Origin of the sequence: Streptomyces sp. NPDC002032 (assembly GCF_042890765.1) — a bacterium.
GTDB lineage: Bacteria > Actinomycetota > Actinomycetes > Streptomycetales > Streptomycetaceae > Streptomyces.
In genome coordinates, this window is sequence record NZ_JBIASM010000008.1 from 90,606 (window position 1) to 103,852 (window position 13,247).

General features: G+C 72.3%; 15 protein-coding genes. 8 read left to right on the top strand and 7 right to left on the bottom strand.

What is annotated here, in order from left to right; all coding sequences use genetic code 11:
- Positions 1-24: 24 nt before the first annotated feature.
- Entirely contained in the window at positions 25-1,002 is a 978-nt protein-coding gene (locus ACFYYT_RS20075) for a sigma-70 family RNA polymerase sigma factor (protein ID WP_351817930.1), read from the top strand.
- Between the two features lie 105 nt (positions 1,003-1,107).
- On the opposite strand, the gene ACFYYT_RS20080 is transcribed toward ACFYYT_RS20075, so the two are convergent.
- A complete protein-coding gene (locus tag ACFYYT_RS20080) occupies positions 1,108-2,064 on the bottom strand; it encodes a YafY family protein (protein ID WP_351817927.1) in 957 nt (318 codons plus the stop codon).
- A 62-nt stretch (positions 2,065-2,126) separates the two neighbouring features.
- Here ACFYYT_RS20080 and ACFYYT_RS20085 point away from each other — a divergent pair, with 62 nt between their 5' ends.
- From ACFYYT_RS20085 to pfkB, 3 genes are all read left to right on the top strand, one after another.
- Positions 2,127-3,707 (top strand): MFS transporter, encoded by a 1,581-nt coding sequence (locus tag ACFYYT_RS20085; RefSeq protein WP_351817924.1) that lies wholly within the window; start codon positions 2,127-2,129, stop codon positions 3,705-3,707.
- A 140-nt stretch (positions 3,708-3,847) separates the two neighbouring features.
- Entirely contained in the window at positions 3,848-4,615 is a 768-nt protein-coding gene (locus ACFYYT_RS20090; protein ID WP_351817921.1) for a DeoR/GlpR family DNA-binding transcription regulator, read from the top strand.
- A complete protein-coding gene (pfkB, locus tag ACFYYT_RS20095) occupies positions 4,612-5,553 on the top strand; it encodes a 1-phosphofructokinase (protein ID WP_351817918.1) in 942 nt (313 codons plus the stop codon). Before ACFYYT_RS20090 ends, pfkB begins: the two co-directional genes overlap by 4 nt.
- An 89-nt stretch (positions 5,554-5,642) precedes the next feature.
- On the opposite strand, the gene ACFYYT_RS20100 is transcribed toward pfkB, so the two are convergent.
- The gene (locus ACFYYT_RS20100) at positions 5,643-6,422 is read right to left on the bottom strand and encodes a DUF6227 family protein (RefSeq protein WP_351817915.1); all 780 of its coding nucleotides are present in this window, start codon (positions 6,420-6,422) and stop codon (positions 5,643-5,645) included.
- Between the two features lie 192 nt (positions 6,423-6,614).
- On the opposite strand from ACFYYT_RS20100, the gene ACFYYT_RS20105 reads away from it, so the two are divergent.
- Positions 6,615-7,256 (top strand): vitamin K epoxide reductase family protein, encoded by a 642-nt coding sequence (locus ACFYYT_RS20105; protein ID WP_388608700.1) that lies wholly within the window; start codon positions 6,615-6,617, stop codon positions 7,254-7,256.
- Positions 7,257-7,347: 91 nt separating this feature from the next.
- Here the strand turns inward: ACFYYT_RS20105 and ACFYYT_RS20110 are convergent, their stop codons facing one another.
- The gene (locus ACFYYT_RS20110; protein WP_351817909.1) at positions 7,348-7,761 is read right to left on the bottom strand and encodes a rodlin; all 414 of its coding nucleotides are present in this window, start codon (positions 7,759-7,761) and stop codon (positions 7,348-7,350) included.
- A gap of 280 nt (positions 7,762-8,041) precedes the next feature.
- Between ACFYYT_RS20110 and ACFYYT_RS20115 the strand changes: the two genes are divergently transcribed.
- Together ACFYYT_RS20115 and ACFYYT_RS20120 are read left to right on the top strand one after the other, a co-directional pair.
- The gene (locus ACFYYT_RS20115) at positions 8,042-8,536 is read left to right on the top strand and encodes a hypothetical protein (protein ID WP_351817906.1); all 495 of its coding nucleotides are present in this window, start codon (positions 8,042-8,044) and stop codon (positions 8,534-8,536) included.
- 156 nt (positions 8,537-8,692) lie between these two features.
- The gene (locus tag ACFYYT_RS20120) at positions 8,693-8,935 is read left to right on the top strand and encodes a chaplin (RefSeq protein WP_030238850.1); all 243 of its coding nucleotides are present in this window, start codon (positions 8,693-8,695) and stop codon (positions 8,933-8,935) included.
- A gap of 79 nt (positions 8,936-9,014) precedes the next feature.
- On the opposite strand, the gene ACFYYT_RS20125 is transcribed toward ACFYYT_RS20120, so the two are convergent.
- From ACFYYT_RS20125 to ACFYYT_RS20140, 4 genes are all read right to left on the bottom strand, one after another.
- Positions 9,015-9,359, bottom strand: a complete 345-nt coding sequence (locus tag ACFYYT_RS20125; protein WP_351817903.1) for a hypothetical protein — start codon at positions 9,357-9,359, stop codon at positions 9,015-9,017.
- Positions 9,360-9,539: 180 nt separating this feature from the next.
- Positions 9,540-10,760, bottom strand: a complete 1,221-nt coding sequence (locus tag ACFYYT_RS20130; protein ID WP_351817900.1) for a chaplin — start codon at positions 10,758-10,760, stop codon at positions 9,540-9,542.
- Positions 10,761-10,881: 121 nt separating this feature from the next.
- A complete protein-coding gene (locus ACFYYT_RS20135) occupies positions 10,882-11,115 on the bottom strand; it encodes a chaplin (protein WP_351817898.1) in 234 nt (77 codons plus the stop codon).
- A gap of 230 nt (positions 11,116-11,345) precedes the next feature.
- A complete protein-coding gene (locus tag ACFYYT_RS20140; RefSeq protein WP_351817896.1) occupies positions 11,346-11,756 on the bottom strand; it encodes a rodlin in 411 nt (136 codons plus the stop codon).
- A 383-nt stretch (positions 11,757-12,139) separates the two neighbouring features.
- Here ACFYYT_RS20140 and ACFYYT_RS20145 point away from each other — a divergent pair, with 383 nt between their 5' ends.
- A complete protein-coding gene (locus ACFYYT_RS20145; protein ID WP_388608706.1) occupies positions 12,140-13,243 on the top strand; it encodes a DUF3344 domain-containing protein in 1,104 nt (367 codons plus the stop codon).
- The last annotated feature ends 4 nt before the right edge of the window (positions 13,244-13,247 follow it).

The window sequence follows — 13,247 nt, forward strand, 5'->3', positions numbered from 1 at the left end:
TCATCGCATCGCAAGGGAGCACGCATGGCAACCCGCGCCGTCGCCCGTCGTCAGTCCACGAGCAGCGCCCGCGCCGTCGGCGGGGAGATCGCAGACCGCGACCTGGTGGGCATGTACCTGGACGAGATCGCGCGCACCCCGCTGCTCGACGCCGCCAAGGAAGTGGAGCTCTCGCAGATCATCGAGGCGGGCGTCTACGCCCAGCAGATCCTCGACGACGCGATAGAGCGCGACGGGGAGGCCCCGGCGCGCGAGGAGCTGGAAGCCCTGGCCGCCGAGGGCGAGCGCGCCAAGGAAGTCTTCATCCGCTCCAACCTGCGTCTGGTCGTGGCCGTCGCCCGCCGCTACCCGCGCAGCGGCCTGCCCCTGCTCGACCTCATCCAGGAGGGCAACGCCGGCCTGGTCCGCGCCGTCGAGAAGTTCGACTACGCCAAGGGCTTCAAGTTCTCCACGTACGCCACGTGGTGGATCCGCCAGGCCATCACCCGCTCCATCGCCGACCAGTCCCGCACCATCCGCCTGCCCGTGCACCTGGTCGAGGAGCTCGGCCGGATCCGCCGGGTGCAGCGCGAGTTCAACCGTGAGAACGGCCGCGACCCCGAGCACGCGGAGATCGCCGCCGAGCTCGACACGACGCAGAAGCGCGTCGGCGACGTACTCGACTGGGCCCGCGATCCGGTCAGCCTCAACATGGCGGTGGACGACGAGGGCGACACCCAGTTCGGCGACCTGCTGGAGGACACCTCCGCGATCTCCCCCGAGCAGTCCGTCCTCTCCCTGCTGCGCAGTGAGGAACTGGAGGACCTGCTCGGCAAGCTGGACCAGCGCACCGCCTCCATCATCAAGATGCGGTACGGCATCGAGGACGGCCGCGAGCGGACCCTCACGGAGGTCGGCAAGCAGCACGGTCTGACCCGGGAGCGGATCCGGCAGATCGAGAAGCACGCGCTGCTCGAACTCAAGCGCATGGCACGCGACACCGGCTTCGACGCCGTGGCCTGACCGGCCCGCGTCCGGCCACCCCCGTACGAGCCCCGGCACCCACCCCCCCCCGGGTGCCGGGGCTCCCCCACGCCCGGGACCCCGGCCCCCGGCCCCCGGCGCGGCCTACCCCCCGGCCGCGGCCCCGGCCCCCGCCGTCAGCCGTTCGGCGAGCGCCCGCGCGCCCCGCACCAGGAACTCCGGCCCGCGCACCGTGAACGGCACCCCGGTCAGCGCCAGCCGCGCCGCCAGCCACTCCGGGGCGTCCCCGCTCTCGAAGCGCACCCGCGCCCCGTCGCCCTCCGCCACGGCCGTCCCGCGCAGCCACCCCGGCAGCTCCCGGGGCGGCGCGGCGAAGGACACGTCGACCGGGTACGTCTCCCCGCCCCGCAGCCCGTGCCGCACGAACTCGGCCGCCTCCATCGGCAGCTCCCGCGGCGCGAACCGGGCCCCCGTCGCGAGGGGCTCGCTCACCCGGTCCACCCGGAAGGTGCGCCAGTCCTCCCGCTCCAGGTCGTAGGCGACCAGGTACCAGCGGCTCCCGGTGCTCACCAGCCGGTACGGCTCCACCAGCCGCCGCGAGTCCGCCCCGTCCCGCGCCCGGTAGGCGAACCGCAGCCGCTCCGGACCCGCCACCGCCGCCGCCATCGTCGTCAGCGTGTGCGGGTCCACGCTCGGCCCGTCCCCCCGTGTCACCGCGACGGTGGCCGACTGGAGGGCGCCCACCCGGTGCCGCAGCCGGGACGGAAGCACCTGCTCCAGCTTCGCGAGGGCCCGTACGGAGGCCTCCTCGATCCCCTCGATCGCATGGCCCGCCCCCGCCCGCAGCCCCACGGCGATCGCCACCGCCTCCTCGTCGTCGAGCAGCAGCGGGGGCATCGCCGCGCCCGCCACCAGCCGGTACCCGCCCACCGCGCCCAGCGAGGCCTCCACCGGGTACCCCAGCTCGCGCAGCCGCTCGATGTCCCGCCGGATCGTCCTGGGGCTCACCCGCAGCCGGGCCGCCAGTTCGCTGCCGGGCCACTCGCGGGGGGTCTGGAGGAGGGACAGCAGGGTGAGGAGCCGGCCGGGGGTGTCGTTCATGGGTCCACATTGCCAGCGAATGAGGACACCATCTGACCTACATGCCGTCTAGGTTTCTCTCCATGAGCACCGAGACGTCCAAGACATCGCCCGAAAGAGAGAACGGGCCCGTACGAGAAGCCCCCGGCGAGGGAGCCGCCGCCCCGGCCGACCGCCGCCGCTGGCTGGCGCTGGCCATCGTCATGACCGCGGCCTTCATGGACCTGGTCGACGTCACCATCGTCAACATCGCGATACCCAGCATGCGCCAGGACTTCGGCGCCTCCACCAGCGCGATCCAGTGGATCACCGCCGGATACGCCCTGGCCTTCGCCGCCGGCCTGATCACGGGCGGCCGCCTCGGTGACATCTACGGGCGCAAGCGCCTCTTCCTCATCGGCGTCGCCGGCTTCACGGCGGCCTCGCTGCTCTGCGGCATCGCCGCCGACCCGGCCATGCTCGTCGCCTCCCGCATCCTCCAGGGCGGCATGGCGGCCCTGATGGTCCCGCAGGTCCTGGCGATCGTCCACGTCACCTTCCCGCCCCACGAGCGCGGCAAGGCCTTCGGCATGTTCGGCGCGATCGTCGGCCTCGGTGCCGTCTCGGGCCCGATGCTCGGCGCGCTGCTCACCGAGTGGAACCTCTTCGGTCTCGAATGGCGCCCGATCTTCCTGATCAACCTGCCGGTGGGCATCGCCGCCATCCTCATGGGCCGCAAGTTCATCACCGAGTCCAAGGCCCCCAAGGCCCTGCGCCTCGACCTGGTCGGCGTCGTGCTCGCCACCCTCGCCCTGGTCATGCTGATCTTCCCGCTCACCAACGGCCGGGAGAACGACTGGCCGGTGTGGGGCTTCGTCTGCATGGGCCTGGCGCCCGTCGTCTTCGCCGCGTTCGTGCTCTACGAGCGGTACAAGATCAAGAAAGACGGCTCCCCGCTCGTCGAGCTGTCCCTCTTCAAGGTCAAGAGCTTCGCCGGCGGCATCGCCGTCCAGCTGACCTTCGGCATCGCGACCGGCATCTTCTTCCTGGTCTGGACGCTCTACATGCAGATGGGCCTCGGCTGGAGCGCCCTGCGCGCCGGCAGCACCGGCATCCCGTTCTCCATCGCCGTCTCGGTCGCCGCGGGCATCTCGGTGCAGAAGCTCGTCCCGCGCTTCGGCCGCAAGGTGCTCCAGGCGGGCGCGCTGTTCATGGCCGCGGGTCTGCTCCTCTACATCTGGGAGTCCGACCACTACGGCATGGCCATCGCCTCCTGGCAGATGGCGGCCCCGCTGATCGTGATGGGCCTCGGCATGGGCCTGATCGTGGCGCCGCTGACCGACACGATCCTCTCCCAGGTGCCGCGCGAGCACGCCGGATCGGCTTCCGGCCTGATCAACACCACCGGTCAGATGGGCAACGCCCTCGGCCTCGGCCTGACCTCCGTCGTGTTCTTCGGCGTGCTCGACGACGACATGGCCTTCGGGCCGCCCTACGTCGAGGCCTTCCGCAGCGCCCTGTGGTGGGTGGTGGCGGTGCTCGTCCTGATCTTCGCCGTGATGTTCCTGCTGCCGCGCAAGCAGGTCCCGGAGGCCGAGCGCGCGGAGGCCTTCGCCGCCGACGCGGCAGCCGACGCGGCCGCCGGCGCCCCGGCCGCCGCTCCGGAGCCCGCTCCGGCCGGCTAGGCCGCCGCGGGCCCGTTTCTGCCCGGACATGTCCGTCCCACTCGGGGCGGGCATGTCCGTTTTTATTGTATTAATTCTGTTCATCCGGCTATGGTGAGGGGGAGTCCACAGAACCGGGCACGGAACGGACGTAAAACCACATGTACGCACCCGAACGCCAGCAGGAGATCCTGCGTCTGGCCGGCGAGGCCGGCCGGGTCGACGTGCTGTCCCTCGCCGAGCGCTTCCAGGTCACCGCCGAGACCGTACGCCGCGACCTGACCGCCCTCGACCGCGCCGGGCTCCTGCGCCGGGTGCACGGCGGCGCCATCCCCGTCGCCCGGACCGGCTTCGAGCCCGACCTCACCGCCCGCGAGACCACCGCCGCCACCGAGAAGGACCGCATCGCGGCCGCCGCCCTCGCCCACCTCCCCGCCGCGGGCAGCGTCATCCTCGACGCGGGCAGCACCGTCGCCCGCCTCGCCGCCGGGATGTCCCGCCTGGAGGGCCTCGGCCTCACCGTGGTCACCCACGCCCTGCCCGCCGCCGCCGGGCTCGCCGACCACCCCGGCGTCGACCTCCACCTCGTCGGCGGCCGCGTCCGCCACCGCACCCGGGCCGCCGTCGACGCCTGGGCCCTGCGCGCCTACGCCGAGGTCCGCGCCGACGTCCTCTTCCTCGCCACCAACGGCTTCACCGCCGAAACCGGCCTGACCACCCCCGACCTCGCCGAGGCCGCCGTCAAGCGCGCCGCCATCGCCGCGGCCCGCCGCGTGGTGCTCCTCGCCGACTCGGCCAAGGCCGGACAGGAACGCTTCGCCCGGTTCGGCACCTTCGCGGACGTGGACCTGCTCATCACCGACACCGGGCTCGACCCGGCCCACAGAGCGGCGATCGAGGCCGCCGGTACGGAAGTTGTGCTCGCATGATCCTGACCGTCACCCCCAACCCCTCCCTCGACCGGACCTACGAGGTCCCCTCGCTGGAGCGTGGCGAGGTGCTCCGCGCCACCGGGGACCGGGTCGACCCCGGCGGCAAGGGGGTCAACGTCTCGCGGGCCGTCGCCGCGGCCGGAGTGCGCACGACCGCCGTCCTCCCGCTCGGCGGACCCCCCGGCACGCTCCTCGCCGAACTGCTGGGGGCACAGGGCGTGGACGTCACCGCCGTCTCCATCGCGGGCCAGACCCGCTCCAACATCTCCGTCACCGAACCGTGCGGCACCGTCACGAAGATCAACACAGCCGGTCCGGAGCTCTCCGCGGCCGAATCGGCCCTGCTCCTCGACACCGTCCGCACCTGCTCGGGCGCCGCCGCGTGGATCGCCTGCTGCGGCAGCCTCCCGCGCGGCCTGGCGCCCGAGTGGTACGCGGAGATCGTCGCCCGGGCCCATCAGGGCGGCGCCCGCATCGCGCTGGACACCTCAGGCCCCGCGCTGCTGGCCGCCCTGCCCGCCCGCCCGGACGTCGTCAAGCCGAACGTGGCGGAGCTCGCCGAGGCGGTGGGCCGCCCCCTGGCCACCCTCGGGGACGCGGTCAAGGCCGCCGAGGAGCTCGTCGGCCTGGGCGCGGGCGCCGTACTCGCCTCCCTCGGGGCGCACGGCCAGCTGCTGGTCGGCCCGGAGGGCGCCTTCCACGGCACCGCCCCCGTCACCGCCGTCCGCAGTGACGTCGGCGCGGGCGACGCCTCCCTGGCCGGCTTCCTCATCGCGGGCGGCACCGGCCCCGCCGCCCTCGCCTCCGCGCTGGCCCACGGCGCGGCCGCCGTCCAGCTGCCCGGCAGCGTCATGCCGACCCCGGCGGACCTGCGCCCGGACGCGGTCCGGATCACCGCCGCCCCGCCGCTGGACCTGACCCTGACCCGGGACTGACCACCGTCCCGCCCGGCCGCCGGCCCCGGCGGACCCCCGCCGGGTCGGGCGGACCCCGCCGGATCCGGCGCCGGCGGACCCGCGGCGCGTCAGCGGACCCGGGTGCGCAGCTCCATCGCCCCGCGCGCGGCCGCCTCGCTCTCGTAGACCTCGCACATGTGGCGCCCGTCCGGCGTCGCCGTGTGCTCGACCTCCCACAGGCTGAACTCGCTCCCGTCGAGCAGCACGAAGGCGTGCTCGTACAGGCTGAAACCGGCGTCCCGGCCGTCGGGCAGGCCCTGCCGCGCGCCGAATGCCTGGGTGATCTGGTGCGCGTACGCCGAGCGCAGCAGCTCCGCCACCGCCTCCCCGGGCCGGTCGGCGTTCTCCGCGCGGCGCAGCACCCGCCGGGCGTGGTCGGCGGACTGCTCCACCGCGTACTGGCGGTGGCGCCGCTCGGGGTCCGGGGCGGCGTACAGGGCGCCGAGCGATGCCAGATCGCCGTCGGCGCCGCCGTCGCCCTCGCAGTCCCCGAACGCCGACAGCGGGTCCGGGGCGTCCCCCGGCAGCTCGCCGAAGATCCGGGCCACCGCCAGCCGCAGCTCGGCCTTGCTCGCGTAGACCTCGCACCGGGTGCTCCGGTCGCCCCGCAGCCGGTAGGCCAGCTCCCACAGGGAGGCCGAAGTGCCGTCCGACAGCAGGTAGGCGTGCCGGTGGGTCTCCCGCCACAGGCCCGCCGACGGGCTGTGGTGCGTGGTGTAGAGCGAAGAGCTGTGGGCGAGCGCCGTACCGAGGCGCTCCACCAAGTGGTCCGAAAGGTCGAAGGAGTTCAGGGCGCGGCCCAGGAGTCGCTCGAGGTGCGCCTCGGTTGTCTCGTACGGATCGCTCAAGGTGGGTCTCCAGGCCGTCGCAGCTAGTCACTTCACGGACGCTCAACGTAGCCCCTGGCGCTGACATCACGTCCGGGGTTCGGTAAAACGTCCGGGAAGTATCAGGGGTTCCCGCCACCCCTTCAGGTCAACTTGCGGGGGACTGGGCAGGGTTGTCCCGGGTCTGTGACGGTGCGGGGGAGTATGGGCCGCATGGCAACGAACACAGTGGGCGCCCCCCGCCGGCAGGGCGGCCCCCGAACCGCGGCCGAGGACGAACCGGCCGCCGCCCCAAAGGGGTTGGCGTGGCTGCTGGTGGTCACCGGGGCCGCCGGACTGCTGGCCTCCTGGGTGATCACCCTCGACAAGTTCCTCCTGCTGGAGGATCCGGACTTCAAGCCCGCCTGCAGCCTGAACCCCGTGGTCTCCTGCGGCAGCGTCATGAAGAGCGACCAGGCCGCCGCCTTCGGCTTCCCCAACCCCATGCTCGGGCTGGCGGCGTACGCCGTCGTGCTGTGCGTGGGCGCGGGCCTGCTGGCCGGGGCCCGGTACCGGGGCTGGTTCTGGCTGGGACTGAACGCCGGCACCCTCTTCGGCACCGGCTTCTGCGCCTGGCTGATGGTCCAGTCGCTCTACGAGATCAACGCCCTGTGCCTGTGGTGCAGCCTGGCCTGGGTGGCGACGCTGCTGATGTTCTGGGCGGTCACGGCGCACAACGTCCGCACCGGGGTCCTGCCCGCCCCCGGCCCGCTGCGGTCCTTCTTCACCGATTTCGGCTGGGCCCCGCCCGCCCTGCACGCCGGGGTGATCGGCATGCTGGTGCTGACCCGCTGGTGGGACTTCTGGACGGGCTGACCGGGCCGCCCGTACGCGCGCGAGGGCCCCGGCTGCCAGAGGCTGCCGGGGCCCTCTCACTCGTCACGCGTCACTTCGCTCCAGCGGAAGATCAGCTGCCGGCGGAGAGGTTGCCGGAGAGGACCGGGATGTTGTCCAGGATGTGCGAGAGCGGCTCGTCGCCCTTGGCCTGGGTGGAGTTCTCGGTGCACTGCTGGTTCTGCGGGTTGGACAGGACGTTGACGTCCTGGACGCCGACGTTGGCGAGGACCGCCACCAGCGACTGGGCGTTGATCTTGGCCGGCAGACCGATGCAGGGCTTGTTCAGGGTGCCCTGGACCAGGCCGAGCTGCGGGCTCTGGTCGCCGGAGGTCTTCTGGTTGCCGTAGATCTGCTGGGCGCCGTTGCCGTTGACGGTGTTGACACCGCGGTCGTTGCCGATGGCCATGGCCGGGGTCGCGATGGCCGCGCCCGCGCCGACGGCAACGGCGGAGACCGCGGCGGCGGTCATGATCTTCTTGAGCATCATTGGTCCTTTTGTCGCACGAGTGCCCGCTAGTGGAGCGCCCTGATCAACCGGCGCGCCGGTGGGTTGGTTCCGCTCCTTCACTCGAACGGCCCGTTCGCGCGGCGCTTTTCCCCGGCGCGGGTGAGGCGGCCCCGGACGCCTGCGCGAAGCCCGTACGCAGCCCCTGGGGCGCGCGGGCCGCGCGCGTTCGTGTTGCGCTCCGTAAAAGGTGTTCGCACGGTGGGTAAGGAGGCGGATCGCTCGGGTCCGCTTTCGTGCGACCACAGAAGGAACATCCATGCACCGCACCAAGACGTCCCGCTTCCGCGTCCTCGTCCCGTCGGCCCTCGCGGTCGTCATACTGTCCGGCGCGGCCGCCCCCGCGGTCGCCGCGGACGCCGCCGGTGCCGGTGCAGCCGTCACGGAGAAGGCGGCGGCCGTGCAGCGGCAGGTGGAGCGCATCGAGGCGCAGGCCGCGGCCGGTCCGATCGACGATCTGCTGGCCTCGCTCACCAAGACGCTGGAAGACCTCCTCAAAACCCTCACGGGCCTGCTCCCCGCCGGGGTGAACCTGCCGCCGATCCAGCTGCCGAAGCTGCCCGACCTGCCGGCCATCCCCGGCCTGCCGGACATCAAGCTGCCGCCGGTGGAGATCCCCAAGCTCCCCGTGACGGTTCCGGCCACCCCGGCCCTGCCGGCCACTCCGGCGCTGCCGGCCACCCCGGCCGTGCCGCCCGTGGGCGGTCTGGTCCCCGCGATCCCGTCCATTCCGGACATTCCCGTACGCAACTAGCCTCCGGCAGGGTCACGAACGGCCCGGATGGTTACGACTATTGGGCTGAACAGGTCTGATCGGGTGCCGAACCGTGTCTTCGGGGGAAGATGGACCGTTTCGCTCGATGTGAGCCCCGGGATCGGGGCAGGACATCGAAGAGAAGGTGCACTTCCCATGAACTCTGCTGCCAAGAAGGCCGCTGTGGCCCTGGCCTCCGCTGGTCTCGCTGTGGCCGGTGCCGCGGGCGCCGCCTCCGCCGACTCCTCGGCCGAGGGCGCGGCCGTGGGTTCCCCCGGTGTTCTCTCGGGCAACCTGGCCCAGGTCCCGGTCCACATCCCGGTCAACGTCTGCGGCAACTCCGTGAACGTGATCGGCCTGCTGAACCCCGCGTTCGGCAACGTCTGCGTCAACGACTGACGTACGTCGCAGTCGGCACCACGTGACTGTGGGCGCCCCGGCCTCGCCGGTGGCGCCCACAGTCATGTCCGGGACCGGTTCACCGGCCGCCGTTGAGCTTCACCCCGCCGAGCAGCGGAGAGGCCTGTGTGGCTCCGTTCGCCAGGCCCAGCAGCTCGCCGGGGGCGTTGTTGCGGACCTCGTTGACCTTCTGCACGGCGCCGAGGGCCTTGTCGACCGTCTGGCCCTGCTCGGCCAGCCCGTTGCCCACCGTCTGGGGGAGCGCTTCGGTGACGGGGCCCGTCGCGTTCATCACCTCGGTCAGCCCGCCCGTCGCGCTCATGGGAGGCATCGAGGCCGGGGTGTCGGCGGCGAAGGCGGGGGCCGCAGCGCCGAGCGCCGCGACGGAGCCGACGACCACAGCGGCGACCTGGGAGAGCTTCATTTTCGAAATCCTCATTCTTTTCGAGGGCGGAGATGGCTGCGGCGACCGTCGCGCCGCTTTCGCCCTGGGTAACGATTACCGGCCGCTGCGGAAACGCGCTGAGGCCGGGCACGACAGCGGCCGGAGAATCCGACAACGGATTCTCCGGCCGATATTTTTTCCGATTACCGGTATTGCCGGTCAGGCGGCGCGGGACCTCCGGTAGAGGATCGCGCCACCGAGGACGAGGGCCGTGGCGAGGGCCGCCGCCGCGCCCGCCGGGCCCGCTCCGGTCGCGGCCAGCTCCGGCGCGGGCGCCGTCACGACGGCCGGGGCCGGCGCGGGGGCCGGAGCCGGTGGGGTGGTCACCGGGGGAGCCGCCGCGGGGACGGGGGCCGGGGCCGGCGCCGGGGGCAGGTGCACCGGGAGGTCACCGGCGGGGGCGGCCGGGGGCTGGTCGGCCGGCGGGAGGGCTTCCGGTACGGGGAGGGGCGCTGGGCGCTCCACGGGCTGGCTGCCGTGCGGCGGCCGGGGGGCGGGGGCCTCCTCGGCGGGGGGCGCGGGGACGGGCGCGGGGAGCGTGTGGGGCTGCTCCCCGGGCTGCGGAACCTCCAGGTCCGGGGCCGGGACGGGAGCCGGCAGCGGCTGGGGCTGGGGCACCGGCTGGGGCAGCGGCATCGGCCCGGGGCCGGGAGCCGGCGCCGGGTGCTCCGCCACCGGGACCGGCTGGGGCGCGGGGTGTGGCTGGGGCGCGGGCGCCGGGTGGTGCGGTGCGGGCGCCGGGGGCGCGGGGTGCGGCACGGGGTGCGGCACGGGGTGCTCCGCATGGGGCGCGGGGTGCGCGGGGTGGTCGTCGCACTCCTCCTCGCCCTGCGGGCCGCGGTCCTCGTCCCCGGAGCCGCCGTAGCCGCCGTAGCCGCCGCCGTCGTCGGGGTGGTCCCGCTCCGGGCGGGGCGCCGCGTGCTTGGGGGCGTGCCCGCGCGGTTCCTCGTCACGCCGCTCCTGCTCCTGGCGCTGCGCGGGCAGCGCGTGGCGCCCGCGCCCGTGCTCACCCCCGTGCTCGCCCCGGCGCTCGTCGCGCTCGTCGAGGTAGCGCTCGAAGGCCTCGGCGTGTTCGGGGCTCAGGTAGCGGGCGTAGTCGACGTCGTGTCCGCCGTCGGAGCCCGTGGTGTTGACGCAGGTGTTGCCGAACGAGGGGTTGAGCCCGGCGCCCCCGTCCACGCTGTTGCCGCACACGTTCGGCGCGAAGGTGATCGGTACCGAGACGCTGTTGCCGGACAGCACGCCCGGTGAATGCGAGGCCTCGGACATCGCCCCGGGATGCGCGTGGGCCGCGCCGGCCGCGATCGACAGCAGGCTGGAGGCGGCCGCCGCCGTGAGCATCCCCTTGCCCAGTACCTGTCGGCTCAGTACCTGTCGCATGGGTCCTTCCCTGTCTACCGGCGCACGGGCCGGTGCTGAATCGAAGGTGGCCCCGGAGTGCACCGCCGTGCACTCCGAGGCCACCCCGAGGAGGTCTGCCCTTGCGGGCGCAGGCGCTTCGTCAGGCGTTGACGCAGGTGTTGCCGAACGCGGGGTTCAGCAGCGCGATGACGTTGACGGTGTTGCCGCAGACGTTCACCGGGACGTGCACCGGGACCTGGATGAGGTTGCCGGACAGGACACCGGGGGAGCCCACGGCCTGGCCCGCGGCGTCGGCGTCGGCCATGGCGGGGGCGGCGGCACCGGCGGCCATCAGGATGCCGGCGGCCAGCACGACTGCCTTCTTGTACGTCATTTGATTTCAATCCTTCCCGCAGAGGTGTATCCGCTGCACACCTAACAACGAGCGGCCGGGGGAAAAGAAACCGGGTTTTCGGAGGGCTCTCTGCCAATTCACTCCGATGGTTCGGAGGTGTCTGGCCCTAATTCTGGTCACGGTTTATCGGGGTGGAATTCAGTGGAATCCACATGCGGCGAGGCCGCCGCGACCCGAAGGTGCGACGGCCTCGCGGGCGCGGGGAGCGGTCAGCTGCCGGCGGAGGCGTTGCCGGAGAGGACCGGGATGTTGTCCAGGATGTGCGACAGGGCCTCGTCGCCCTTGGCCTGGGTGGAGTTCTCGGTGCACTGCTGGTTCTGCGGGCTGGACAGGACCGGGATGTCCTGGACGCCGACGTTGACCAGGGCGAGGACCGACTGCACGTTGGCCTTGGCCGGCAGGGCGATGCAGGGCTTGTTCAGGGAGCCCTGGATCAGCGCCATCTGCGGGCTCATGTTGCCGTAGGTGGCCTGGTTGCCGTAGATCTGCGCCGAGTTGTTGCCGTTGACGGTGTTGATGCCGTTGTCGTTCCCGATGGCCATCGCCTGCGGGGCCATGGCGGCACCCAGACCCACGACGGAGGCGGCAACCGCTGCGCCGGCCACAAACTTCTTGATCATAATCGTCCCTTTTTTGCAGGATCGCCCGGTACTGGAGCATCCGGAACAACGGCACGGCCCGCTCTCGGGTTGCGTGGCTTCACTCGGATGCCGACGTTTCGGGCGGCACGGTTGACGTTCAGGCGTTCACACGGGTGGTGCCGAACGCGGGGTTGAGCAGGGCGTTCGCGCCGCCCCCGCCGTGCGCGGAGGCGGGACTCCCGCCGCCATCTCCGATTTCCTTTCGGCTCGGACGATGGCGCACTCCATAACGACCCGCCCGCTTCAAGGGTGCGTGCCATCGCCCAAAAGGCCGTACGAGCGAGTCCGGCGTGATTTCCAGCCTGATTTCTGACAAAGTGCACTCCTGTTTTGTCCCCTTGATCGAAAATGGAGACAGGGTCATGGGTTCCTCCCGCAGAATCCTCGGCACGCTCGGTCTGCTGTCCTGCCTCACGCTTTCCGCGCACCTTCCCGCGGCCGACGCCGCCGCTCCGCCCGCGGTGCGCGAATCCCCCCGGATCCCCTTCACCCAGCGTTATCAGGCCGTCCAGCACGGCGGGCTGGTCCGGGCCTCGAACTCCTCGATCGGCTGCCGCTCGGCGGTCTCCGCGCAGGCCGAGCCCTGCGCGGAGGTGAACAAGGGGGCGGCCGGGGTCAACAGCGACTACGAGATGTTCTACGACGAGGTGGACAAGGACCCCGACACCTACAACTCCACCCGCGCCGAGCTCAGGGTCCCGCACGGGGCGAAGGTCTCGTACGCCCGGCTGTACTGGGGCGGGAACCTGCGGGTGGGGGAGCAGAAGCCGCCCGAGGACAACGGCCGGGTGCTGGTCGCCGAGCCCGGCGGCGCGTACAAGGCGGTGCTGGCCGACACGGTCGTCGGGCACCACGACGACGCGGGCAGCGACGCCTACCAGGCCTCCGCCGACGTCACCCCGCTGGTGCGCAAGGGCGGCGCCGGGATGTGGACGGTCGCCCAGCTCAACATCGCCATGGGCAACTCCGAGGCGGGCGCCTGGGGCGGCTGGACCCTCGTCGTCGCGTACGAGCACCCGCAGGAGCCGCTGCGCCGGATCTCCCTGTGGGACGGCTTCGAGTCACTGGCCGCGGGGGCCGGGGAAGCGGGCGCGGAGACCGTGGAGATCGCGGGCCTGAACGCGCCGGCCGGGGCCTCGGGGCGGGCCGGGTTCGTCGCGTACGACGGGGACCGCGGGACCCTGGGGGACTCACTCACGGTCACCGCCGACAGCGGTCGCCGGATCAGCATCAGCGATGCCGAAAACCCTTTCAATGATGTGATGAATTCTACGATCACAGAATTCGGACGACCTTCTTTCGTACGACAGCCCGAACATATGAATAATCTCGGATATGACGCGGACGTGTTCGATCTGAGTCCCGCCCTGTCCGGTGGCGCCCACAACCTGAACTTCAAGTTCACCGGCGAAAGCCAGGGTCAATTCCTCGGCGTGCTCTTCGTTCAGACAGACGCGCGCCGCTGAACGC

What these genes read in the sequence shown, in the direction of transcription:
- ACFYYT_RS20075 (WP_351817930.1), top strand. Translation starts at nt 25, where the DNA reads ATGGCAACCCGCGCCGTCGCCCGTCGTCAGTCCACGAGCAGCGCCCGC.
- ACFYYT_RS20080 (WP_351817927.1), bottom strand. Translation starts at nt 2,064, where the DNA reads ATGAACGACACCCCCGGCCGGCTCCTCACCCTGCTGTCCCTCCTCCAG.
- ACFYYT_RS20085 (WP_351817924.1), top strand. Translation starts at nt 2,127, where the DNA reads ATGAGCACCGAGACGTCCAAGACATCGCCCGAAAGAGAGAACGGGCCC.
- ACFYYT_RS20090 (WP_351817921.1), top strand. Translation starts at nt 3,848, where the DNA reads ATGTACGCACCCGAACGCCAGCAGGAGATCCTGCGTCTGGCCGGCGAG.
- pfkB (WP_351817918.1), top strand. Translation starts at nt 4,612, where the DNA reads ATGATCCTGACCGTCACCCCCAACCCCTCCCTCGACCGGACCTACGAG.
- ACFYYT_RS20105 (WP_388608700.1), top strand. Translation starts at nt 6,615, where the DNA reads ATGGCAACGAACACAGTGGGCGCCCCCCGCCGGCAGGGCGGCCCCCGA.
- ACFYYT_RS20110 (WP_351817909.1), bottom strand. Translation starts at nt 7,761, where the DNA reads ATGCTCAAGAAGATCATGACCGCCGCCGCGGTCTCCGCCGTTGCCGTC.
- ACFYYT_RS20115 (WP_351817906.1), top strand. Translation starts at nt 8,042, where the DNA reads ATGCACCGCACCAAGACGTCCCGCTTCCGCGTCCTCGTCCCGTCGGCC.
- ACFYYT_RS20120 (WP_030238850.1), top strand. Translation starts at nt 8,693, where the DNA reads ATGAACTCTGCTGCCAAGAAGGCCGCTGTGGCCCTGGCCTCCGCTGGT.
- ACFYYT_RS20125 (WP_351817903.1), bottom strand. Translation starts at nt 9,359, where the DNA reads ATGAAGCTCTCCCAGGTCGCCGCTGTGGTCGTCGGCTCCGTCGCGGCG.
- ACFYYT_RS20130 (WP_351817900.1), bottom strand. Translation starts at nt 10,760, where the DNA reads ATGCGACAGGTACTGAGCCGACAGGTACTGGGCAAGGGGATGCTCACG.
- ACFYYT_RS20135 (WP_351817898.1), bottom strand. Translation starts at nt 11,115, where the DNA reads ATGACGTACAAGAAGGCAGTCGTGCTGGCCGCCGGCATCCTGATGGCC.
- ACFYYT_RS20140 (WP_351817896.1), bottom strand. Translation starts at nt 11,756, where the DNA reads ATGATCAAGAAGTTTGTGGCCGGCGCAGCGGTTGCCGCCTCCGTCGTG.
- ACFYYT_RS20145 (WP_388608706.1), top strand. Translation starts at nt 12,140, where the DNA reads ATGGGTTCCTCCCGCAGAATCCTCGGCACGCTCGGTCTGCTGTCCTGC.